Origin of the sequence: Brevibacterium antiquum (assembly GCF_016107655.1) — a bacterium.
GTDB lineage: Bacteria > Actinomycetota > Actinomycetes > Actinomycetales > Brevibacteriaceae > Brevibacterium > Brevibacterium antiquum.
Map to the genome: position 1 here is coordinate 46,237 of NZ_JABASX010000015.1, position 9,767 is coordinate 56,003.

Consider the following 9,767-nt stretch of genomic DNA (forward strand, 5'->3'; position numbering starts at 1 on the left):
GCGATCAGGGCGCGAAGATTCGCTCCTGGGTTGTGTCTCGTTCACGAAATTGTCAGTGAACTTGCCGTCAAGCTGACGTAGCATAGTGCAATGACTGAGAACCCAGGATACGCCGAGCCGCAGGCGCCAAGCGGAGACTCGGATGAACCAAGAAGCGCAAGTGCCCCCATCTATACGGCCAAGGTCGAGAACCTCGGCGGGACCTCGGGTGAAGTGCGAGTCGAAGATGGTATGACACTGTCGACGGCCCCGACCTCTCATACCGATCAGGGCAGCAATCCGGAGCAGTTCCTTGCCATGGCCTGGAGCACCTGTCTCGGTGAGACACTCAAGGTTGTGTTGGCAGTCAACGACGTTGAAGCACAGTCCCGCGTTCGCGTTGAGGTCGACCTGCACGGTGAGTCCAACGCCGGGTTCCACTTCGTGCCCAGGGCCTACATCTCCATCGATGGTGTCTCTGCCGCAGACGCGGAGAAGTACGCGGGGCGCGCCCATGCCCGGTGCCCGATCTCGAAATTGCTCAAGGGGCAGGGCAGTCCAAGCGTCGAGATAGAGGAATACAAGAACCCGGACAACTTCCAGCTCAGCTGAGTCCGATTCCTGTACGGACGAGCACGGCACGCTCCACCTCGGCGCACTGATACTACAGTGGTGACCAGGCGCCGAGGTTGGACAACCGGCGTCGGCCAATGCTGACCACACGCCGATCGGCGTTGGGTGCGCCGTTGACAGGCCGGAGGGGGAGTAAGTCGTGGAGGTGCAGGAAGCAGTCTTTCTCGCGCTCGACCTCACCGGTACCTTCGTCTTCGCAGCCTCCGGAGTCCTCCTGGCTGCCAGGCGCGGCTTCGACATCACCGGGGGCCTGGTTCTCGGAACGATGACCGGCATCGGTGGGGGCATGATCCGCGACGTCCTCCTCGACCGAGTGCCGAACGCGCTCGGTCAGCCGATCTATCTGGCCCCGCCCCTCATCGCCACACTGCTCATCTACCTCATCGGCAAGCACGTCTCGCGGGCCCGGATCTGGATCGTGACCTTCGACGCGATCGGACTCGCGATCTTCAGCGTCACCGGTACGACGATCGCCCTCGGCGCCGGTGCGACCTACCCGGCAGCCCTGCTCATGGGCGCACTCACGGCGTGCGGCGGCGGTCTCATGCGCGATGCCGTGGCCAGTGAGGATCCGGCGATCTTCACCGGCACCGACCTCTACCTGATCCCCGCCCTCTTCGGAGCCGGTGTCACGCTCATCGCCGATGCGACAGGAATCCTGGGCAGCGTGGTGTCCCTGATCATCGCCGGGCTCGCGTTCACGTTCCGAATGCTGGCCTGGAGGCTGCAGTGGCGGGTACCGCAGCCGATGCGGCAGTGGTCGTATCGGGAGACCGAACGGAAGATGAAGAGGCTGCCCTCGGTGTTCCGGAAGCCCGACTGAGGGCGCAGAGCCACCACAGATATAGACGCTGACCATCCAGCCTGCAAAGATGAGCTCATGAGCGAGAAGACAACGCTGAGTTGGACCGAGGATCCGGAGCCGCTGCTGCGGGCAGGCGAAGGATTTCGACTCGATGATGTTGATCCGCGTTCGACCCCGGGCTACGAAGGCAACAAGAAGTCCGGACGCAAGGACCTCAAAGCGTGCATCCCCGAACTCGACGATCTTCAGGAACGGCTCTTCGCGGCCCATCATGATGAGGAGTCAGGGCCAGCGGTTCTCCTCGTCCTCCAAGCGATGGACACGGCAGGCAAGGGCGGAATCGTGCGCCACGTCGTCGGATCAGTCGATCCACAGGGCGTGGAGCTCGCCGCGTTCAAGGCGCCGACGAGGGAGGAGCTCTCCCATGATTTCCTCTGGCGCATCCGACCGCACGTGCCCGGGCCTGGCATGATCGGCGTCTTCGATCGCTCCCACTACGAGGATGTGCTCATCGGCAAAGTCCGCGAGCTTGCCGACGACGAAGAGATCGAGCGTCGCTACGCCGCCATCAATGGCTTCGAGGCCGAGCTCGCCGAGGCGGGTGTGCGCATCATCAAGGTCATGCTCAACATCTCTCCGGATGAGCAGAAGGACCGGTTGATGGAGCGCCTGGACCGCCCGGATAAATACTGGAAGTACAACCCGGGTGACGTCGACGAACGTCTCCTGTGGCCCGACTACATGAAGGCTTATCAGGCGGTGTTCGAACGCACCTCGACCGAGGCGGCCCCTTGGTACGTCGTCCCTGCTGACCGCAAATGGTACGCACGACTGGCGATCCAGCAGCTCCTGCTGAACGCGCTGCGGAACATCGACCCCCAGTGGCCGGCCGCGGACTTCGATATCGACGTCGAACGGGAACGGCTGGCCGAGAGCTGAGGCACGGGTTCTGGGAGCCCTCGGGCTCGGTGAGGCTCAGCTGCGGCCGGAGGTCAGTCGCGGCGGATGCTGAAGTCGACCTTCGTCTCCTGCTCGACCGTGCGGGAGACCGTGCAGTACTTGTCATGGGAGAGGCCGACGAGCCTCTCGATGCGAGAGTCGGCCTTGCGGCCCTCCTCGTCGTCGGGAAAGGCGAGGTCGAAGTCGAGGTGGACGTTGTCCACCCGGGACGCACCGTCCTCGTCGATCTTGTCTGCCACGGCCGAGACGTCGAAGCGCGTCGGCTCGGTGTGCCTGCTGGTCACAGTGTCGACATCGATGGACGAACATCCGGCGACGGCTGCGAGCAGCAGTTCGACGGGTGTCATCAGGCCCTCACCTCGGCCGAATTCGATGCTCGCCCCACTCGGTGCGGTAGCCCGGTAGTGGTTCTCGGCGAGCCTGGTCAGTTCGATGCTGCGGGTGTCTTCACTCATGGACTCATCATGTCAGGAATCACGGCGCCGTGTCGTCGATCTCTGCTGATAGGAATCGTGTTCCACGGTACGGAAGCGGAAGGGGCGGATGTGTACGTGGTGCCAGAATGGGCGGGTGAACGAGACACGAGACGGTTCGGCCGAGAACACCCCTAGTCCCCGCCGCTTCGGCGTGCTGCGCAGCTGGGCGACGGCTCCGTACCTGGTGGGAACGGGTCTGGCGATGATGGGCGACAACATCGAGCACGTCATCACGTACTGGGTGCTGTGGCAGAAGTTCGAGTCCCCGGCGCTCGTGGGATTCCAGCTCATCAGCCATTGGCTGCCGTTCCTCCTGCTCTCGGTCTACGCGGGATCCCTGGCCGAACGATTCGACTGCCGGCGCCTGATCCAGATCGGACAGGTCATGTTCATGGTCGTGTCCCTGTGCTGGGGCATCCTCTTCCTCACCGATTCGCTCCAGCTGTGGCAGACATGCGTGCTGCTCGTCATCCACGGCTTGGCCGGATGCCTGTGGGGACCGGCCGAGCAGATGATGCTGCATGACTTCGTCGACCGCAAGGAGCTGCCGAGCGCCGTGCGGATGAATGCGACCTTCCGCAGTCTCGGAATCCTGTTCGGACCCGTCGTCGGCTCGGCGCTCCTGCTGTCGTTCGGGCCGACCTGGGGCATCTTCATCAACATCATCTTCTACCTGCCGCTGACGATCTTCCTGATGCGCACACCCTTCACCGGGCACATCAGGAGCGGGAGTCCGAACAAGACGCGTACAACTCTGGTGCAGTCGCTGCGAGTGCTCGTCGACGTTCGACACAACCGCTCCATCATCGGCATGCTGCTGCTGGCCGCACTGGCCTCGATCACGATCGGCGCCGTGCTGCAGACGGCGATGCCGGTCTTCGGCGGCCTACTGACAGGCCCCGGCGGAGACAGTGACTTCACGTACGGGCTGCTGCTCTTCGCGCTCGGCGCTGGCGGTGTGCTCGGCGGGTTCTTCCTCGAGGCCACGGGCTGGGTGCGACCGACCCCGGAGGCGGCCGCAGTCGCCGCAGCCGGACTCGGTGCCAGCTCGATCGTCTTCGCGCTGACCTCGCACCTGTGGCTGGCGCTGACCGTCCTCGTGCTTGCGGGGGTCTGTAAGATCACCGCCGAATCGACCGAGATGGCCATCATCCAACTCGAGGCGCCGCCCGAGATCCGCGGACGCGTCATCGGCTCCTACTCGATGTTCGGGCCCGGAATGCAGACGTTCTCGGGCGTGACCGTCGGCGTGCTCGGCACGATCGCGACGATCCCGCAGGCCGTGACGATCGGCGGCGCGGTTCTGGCGATCGGCGCAGTGGGAATCGGCGCATATGCGGTGGCCGGACGCGGGCGCCCGGTCGGCTGACCACGCCTGTATCAGCCCGAAGTTCAGGTGAGGAGCGGGACGGGCCGAGCTCCGAGCCTCAGGTGACGGCGCCGCGGACCTTGTGCGCAGGGGCGTCCCAGATCCGGTTGTCGAGGATGTCGCGCAGGGCCTCGACCGTGTCCCAGACATCGGTGAAGCCGAGGTAGAGCGGAGTCAGTCCGAACCGCAGCACCGCCGGTTCCCGGTAGTCGCCGATGATTCCGCGCTCGATGAGCGCACTCATGATCGCGAAGCCCTCTGGGTGGGTGATCGAGACCTGGGAGCCGCGGTGAGCGTGTTCACGTGGGGTGACGATCTCGATCGGGTGCTCGGCCAATCGGTTTTCGACGAGGCTGATGAACAGGTCGGACAGTTGCAGGGACTTCGCCCGCACCGCGGCCATATCGACTCGACCGTAGACGTCGAGACCCACTTCGGCCACCGACATTGAGATGACGCCCTGCGTACCGGTCAGATACCGGCGAATGCCGTCGGCCGGAGCATAGTCCGGTGACATCTCGAAGGGCTTCGCATGCCCCCACCACCCGGACAGCGGCTGCGTGAAACGGTTCTGCAGCGCCTCTGAGACCCAGATGAAGGCAGGGGAGCCTGGCCCGCCGTTGAGGAACTTGTACGTGCACCCGATCGCCATATCCGCGCCCGATCCGGCCAGATCGATCTCGAGGGCACCAGCCGAATGGCACAGGTCCCAGATCGCCATGGCGCCGCCGGCATGGATCGCCGAGGTGGTGCTGCTCATGTCGAAGAGTCGTCCCGTGCGGTAGTTCACGTGCGTAAGCACGACCAGGGCTACCTCGTCGGTCATCGTCTGAGGGAAGCCAGCAGTCACCTCGGCGTCATCGACGAGGCGGACCTCGTAGCCGTCGCCGAGCTGCTCAGCCAGCCCTTGGAGCATGTAGATATCGGAGGGGAAGTTCTCCCGCTGGGTGAGGATGACGCGACGATCCGGTGAGTCGGCGGCCTGCATCTTCAGTGCTGCCGAGGCCGCCTTGAATAGATTGATCGAGGTGGAGTCGGTGACGACGGTGCTGCCTGACCCGCCGCCGACGATTTTCGAGACCTTATCGCCGAGTTTTGCGGGAAGGTCGAACCAACCGGCGGCGTTCCAGGAACGGATGAGCCCGGTGCCCCATTCGTCAGCGATGACCTCGTGGGCGCGCTCGGCCGCTCCCTTCGTGCGGGCGCCGAGCGAGTTTCCGTCGAGATAGATCGTTTCGGGCGGGAGGATGAACTCGTCGCGGTAACTGCGCAGGGGGTCGTTCCGGTCGCGTAGTTCGCAGGCTGTGCGGTCCAAGTCGGCGATGGTCATGTGATTGTCCTTTCGACAGTATTGGTTGTCAGTTTTGCAGGTGCGTTGGATTCCTCTTCCCGGGCGGCCAGAATCCGTGCGACTGCGGGATAGCGCAGGATCGCGATGAGGGCCCCGACACACAGCCACGAGGCGAGTGCGATCCACACCACGCCGGTGAAGTCGGCCGTGAGCAGAGTGATCTGGTAGAGATTGGTGACCGTGCCGACCAACGTCAGGGTCCAGTGGAGCCAGGCGGGGATCCGGAACTGAGCATGCGCGTAGACATCCCGGAGCTTGTAGCGCATGCGCAGGGACACGATGAGGACGATGATGAGCATGACCTGGACCAGCGCCGAGGCCGCCGTCCCGATGATCGAGATGTCGAGTCCTGCGATGGCTGGGATGATGCCGAGGATGAAAAGGGCTGTGAGGATCCAGTGCGGAGTTCCGAATCTGGCGTTGACTCGGCCGAACGCCTTCGGCATCCACCCGTCGTCGGCAGCTGCCAGAAGCCCTTTCGACCCCCACAGGAGCTGAGCGTTCAGTGTGGAGATGATTGCTACCATCGCTCCGCCGAGAATGAAGAACACCCACCAGCCGCGGGGCATAATCTCCTCAGCGACGATGGACAGGGGCTGGTCGGCGACTTCGTTGATGGGAAGAATGCCAACGGCTGGAACAGCGATGAGGATGTAGAGAAGTCCGACAATGAGGGTGCCGCCGATCATCGAGATCGGGATGTCGCGGGCCGGGTTCTTCATCTCCCGTCCGAGCTCGGCGACACCGAAACTGCCCATCGTGGCGAACGTGAGCAGGGCAGCCGCGGACAGCAGCTGAGTGAATCCGTTCGGCAGCGGTTCGGGATAAGTATTCCAATCGATGTGGGCGAATCCGCTGACGATGAAGGCGGAGAAGCCGATGATCATGAGGGCCATCAGCCAGACTCCGGCACGTGAGGAGAACGAGGCGCCCATCAGATTGGCGACATAGAAGATGCTGACGATGATCACAGCGACGACAACCGGATTGAAGAAGTCGGAGAGCGTGTTGAGGTAGATGCCGGCCGAGAGCCCGTAGAGGCTGAGTGCGCATTGCTGCATGAGCGCCATCCACATGTTGATGAAACCCAGGCGCGGATGGATGACACGGGCGGGCCAGGTGTATGTGCCACCGACGGCGGGCAGCGCTGAGGCAATCGATGCGTACGGGATGGAGACGACGATGATCGTGACGACAGCGATGATGTAGGCCCAAGGAGTGCCCCCTCCGGTGATGCCGATGGCGACTCCGGTGAGCGAGACGATTCCGCCGCCGATCACCTGGTTGATCGTCACTCCCAAGGCACCCGGTAGTCCGATGGTGCGTTTGAGCTGGTCCTGATTGAGGCGTTCTGCCACCGATGCCTCCAATGTCATTTGCCTCAACGATGAGGCAGTCGAACTTTCTCGATACTCTAGACAAAAGCACGACTAGAAGGTTGTCAATTCGAAGGTTGTGCATCATCGATAGGGGAGAAGTGACGTGAATTCGGATCTGATCGCGAATCATCGTTCTGAGTCGAACAATATTCCACTGGCCGATGTGGACCTGGCGATCCTGCGAGAGCTCAGTGCTGATGCTCGGGTCTCCAACAAAGATCTCGCCGCGCGCGTGGGATTGGCCGCGTCCACTTGTCTGGGTCGGGTCAACGCCCTGAAGACGCGAGGTGTTCTCAGAGGAATCCACGCAGACATCAATTATGAGGCCCTCGGACTGCACGTGTTCGGAATGATCTCGGTGAGAATGACCCCGGTGGGGCGGGCGCAGATGAGTGAGGTCATCAGACGGCTTCTCCAAGTGGCAGAGACCCTAGAGATATTTCAGGTCTCCGGCGAGAGGGACCTGCTCGTGCACATCGCCACCGCTCATCCGAAGGGCCTGACCAGATTCATCGAGGAACATCTCTCGGACCCGACGATCGCCCATACTCAGACGAGTCTGGTGTTCGGACATCATCGACCGTGAACGAGCGCATTACTGAGAGTCACATGACGAACTGAACCAGCTCGTTTTCAGGCGACCAGGCTGGAGCGGAGGTCAGGCTGCCTGAGCCTCGAGCACCTCGAGAACGCCGGGGCCATAGCGTTCGAGCTTCTTCAGGCCCACACCGCTGACCTGGCCGAGTTCGCTGATCGAGTTCGGCTTGGCTTCGACGATTCCGTACAGCGTGGCATCGGGGAACACGACGTAGGCGGGGACGCTCTGCTCTTTCGCCTGATCGGCACGCCAAGACCGCAGAGCCTCGAACAGGGCTGTGTCCGCGGTCCCGAGTTCGACGTCGGGGCCGCCTCGGCGCTTGGCTCCTGCCTTCTTGGATCCGGACTTCTTGACGGGGTCCACACGCAGAGACACTTCCACTTCGCTGCGCAGAACCGGGCCGGCGTCCTCACCGACGACGAGCACGCCGTAATCGCCGTGGGACTCCAGGAGACCGCGGGCGAGGACCTGGCGGACCACAGTCTTCCACTGCGCTTCACTGAGGTCTTCGCCGATTCCCCAGACACTGAGGCTTTCGTGATCGGCCGCGCGGGAGCGCTCATTGTCGTTGCCGCGCAGGACGTCGATGACCTGGCCCGAGCCGAACTTCTGGCCGCGTTCACGGTCGAGGCGGATGACGGCTGAGAGAAGCTTCTGTACCGCCACCGTTGCGTCCCAGGTCACTGGGGGAGTGATGCAGGTGTCGCAGTTGCCGCAGGGATCTGATTCCTCGTCGAAGTAGCGCAGCAGCTGCACGCGCCTGCAATCGACGGTCTCGCACAGGGCCAGCATGGAGTCGAGGTGCGACATCGCGCGCCGTTGGTAGGTGCGATCGCCGTCGCCCGACTCGATGAGCCGGCGTTGGGAGACGACATCACCGAGACCGTAGACCATCCACGCATCGGCCGGCAGTCCGTCACGTCCGGCGCGACCGGTCTCCTGGTAGTAGCCTTCGACGCTGCGCGGCAGGTCGAGGTGGGCGACGAAGCGGACATCGGGTTTGTCGATTCCCATGCCGAAGGCGATCGTCGCGACCATGACCACGCCGTCCTCGCGGAGGAACCTGGCCTGATGATCGGCGCGCACTTCGGACGGCAGCCCTGCGTGATAGGGCAGGGCGTTGATTCCTCGGGCCACGAGCGCCTCGGAGAGCTGTTCGACACCGCGCCGGGACAGACAGTAGACGATGCCCGAGTCACCGGAATGTTCGGTGGTGATGAAGTTGATGAGCTGAGAACGGCCAGATTGCTTCGGTTCGATGCGATAGGTGATGTTCGGACGGTCGAAGCTGGCGACGAAATGCTGGGCATCGCCGAGGTGAAGACGCTCGGTGAGTTCGGCATGCGTGGCGGGAGTGGCCGTGGCGGTGAGTGCGATGCGTGGAACGTCAGGGAATCGTTCGGCCAGCACTCCCAAACCCAAGTAGTCGCTGCGGAAGTCGTGGCCCCACTGTGAAACGCAGTGGGCTTCGTCGATTGCGAACAAAGCGACCTGTGCACGTTCGAGCAGCGCCATTGTGCGCGGCAGGACGAGGCGTTCAGGTGCCAGGTAGAGCAGATCGAGTTCACCGGCAAGGAGTGCGCGCTCGACGTTCTGCGCTTCATCGAAGTCGAGGGTCGAGTTGAGGTAAGCCGCCCGCACACCAAGGTTCTCCAGGGCGGCGACCTGATCAGCCATGAGCGCGATCAGCGGAGAGATCACGACGCCAGCGCCGGGCCTGACGAGGCTCGGTATCTGATAGCAGAGAGACTTTCCACCGCCGGTGGGCATGAGCACGACCGCGTCACCACCGCCCACGATCTGATCAACGACCGCTTGCTGCTGACCCCGAAACTCGTCATAGCCGAAGACATCGTGGAGGACGTCGAGCGGGGAGGTTGTGGGTGCCGAGGTCATGCGCTCCAGCCTAGTGGACGGTGCTGACTCGGCCGAACTTCGTACGCGGAGCCCACGTGTGGTGTCGGTGCTTCGTCAGTGACAACGAGGTCGTGGGTACACACGGGTACAGAGGAAGTGGATATGCACGGTATGGATGCCGTGGGTAAACACGGGCATAGAGGACCACGCGCTGCAACGACGACCACAGTCAACGGCAGGCCTTCACGGACATTCTTTGGGGGTGACCTGAGGACGTGTGGTGGGCGTCACGCCCAGTTTTCCGATTTCGAGTTGCACGCACCGGCTGGCCTGGTCTAGAGTTGTATCTCGTTGCCCCGC

Annotated in this window: 9 protein-coding genes; 5 read left to right on the forward strand and 4 right to left on the reverse strand. The window is 63.1% G+C overall.

Annotated features, from left to right (window positions below):
• Nucleotides 1-90 precede the first annotated feature (90 nt).
• The 3 genes from JFC13_RS18800 (at nt 91) to JFC13_RS18810 (ending at nt 2,356) form a co-directional block, all read left to right on the forward strand.
• A complete protein-coding gene (locus tag JFC13_RS18800; RefSeq protein WP_096146109.1) occupies nt 91-591 on the forward strand; it encodes an OsmC family protein in 501 nt (166 codons plus the stop codon).
• Nucleotides 592-751: 160 nt separating this feature from the next.
• A complete protein-coding gene (locus JFC13_RS18805; protein WP_198398553.1) occupies nt 752-1,435 on the forward strand; it encodes a trimeric intracellular cation channel family protein in 684 nt (227 codons plus the stop codon).
• Between the two features lie 57 nt (nt 1,436-1,492).
• Nucleotides 1,493-2,356, forward strand: coding sequence for a PPK2 family polyphosphate kinase (locus JFC13_RS18810; protein ID WP_198398554.1), 864 nt, complete (start codon nt 1,493-1,495; stop codon nt 2,354-2,356).
• A 53-nt stretch (nt 2,357-2,409) separates the two neighbouring features.
• Here the strand turns inward: JFC13_RS18810 and JFC13_RS18815 are convergent, their stop codons facing one another.
• Nucleotides 2,410-2,832 (reverse strand): OsmC family protein, encoded by a 423-nt coding sequence (locus tag JFC13_RS18815; RefSeq protein ID WP_101557472.1) that lies wholly within the window; start codon nt 2,830-2,832, stop codon nt 2,410-2,412.
• Nucleotides 2,833-2,947: 115 nt separating this feature from the next.
• Here JFC13_RS18815 and JFC13_RS18820 point away from each other — a divergent pair, with 115 nt between their 5' ends.
• On the forward strand, nt 2,948-4,222 hold the full coding sequence (locus JFC13_RS18820; RefSeq protein WP_198398555.1) for an MFS transporter: 1,275 nt from the start codon (nt 2,948-2,950) through the stop codon (nt 4,220-4,222).
• Nucleotides 4,223-4,280: 58 nt separating this feature from the next.
• On the opposite strand, the gene kynU is transcribed toward JFC13_RS18820, so the two are convergent.
• Both kynU and JFC13_RS18830 read right to left on the reverse strand, forming a co-directional pair.
• On the reverse strand, nt 4,281-5,552 hold the full coding sequence (gene kynU / locus JFC13_RS18825) for a kynureninase (protein ID WP_198398556.1): 1,272 nt from the start codon (nt 5,550-5,552) through the stop codon (nt 4,281-4,283).
• Entirely contained in the window at nt 5,549-6,949 is a 1,401-nt protein-coding gene (locus JFC13_RS18830; protein WP_198398557.1) for an APC family permease, read from the reverse strand. The genes kynU and JFC13_RS18830 overlap by 4 nt, the downstream gene beginning before the upstream one ends.
• Before the next feature lie 106 nt (nt 6,950-7,055).
• Here JFC13_RS18830 and JFC13_RS18835 point away from each other — a divergent pair, with 106 nt between their 5' ends.
• Nucleotides 7,056-7,538, forward strand: coding sequence for an Lrp/AsnC family transcriptional regulator (locus JFC13_RS18835; protein ID WP_198398558.1), 483 nt, complete (start codon nt 7,056-7,058; stop codon nt 7,536-7,538).
• Nucleotides 7,539-7,610: 72 nt separating this feature from the next.
• Here the strand turns inward: JFC13_RS18835 and recQ are convergent, their stop codons facing one another.
• Nucleotides 7,611-9,446: a DNA helicase RecQ gene (recQ, locus tag JFC13_RS18840; protein ID WP_198398559.1), complete on the reverse strand. Its 1,836-nt coding sequence runs from the start codon at nt 9,444-9,446 to the stop codon at nt 7,611-7,613.
• Between the last annotated feature and the right edge of the window lie 321 nt (nt 9,447-9,767).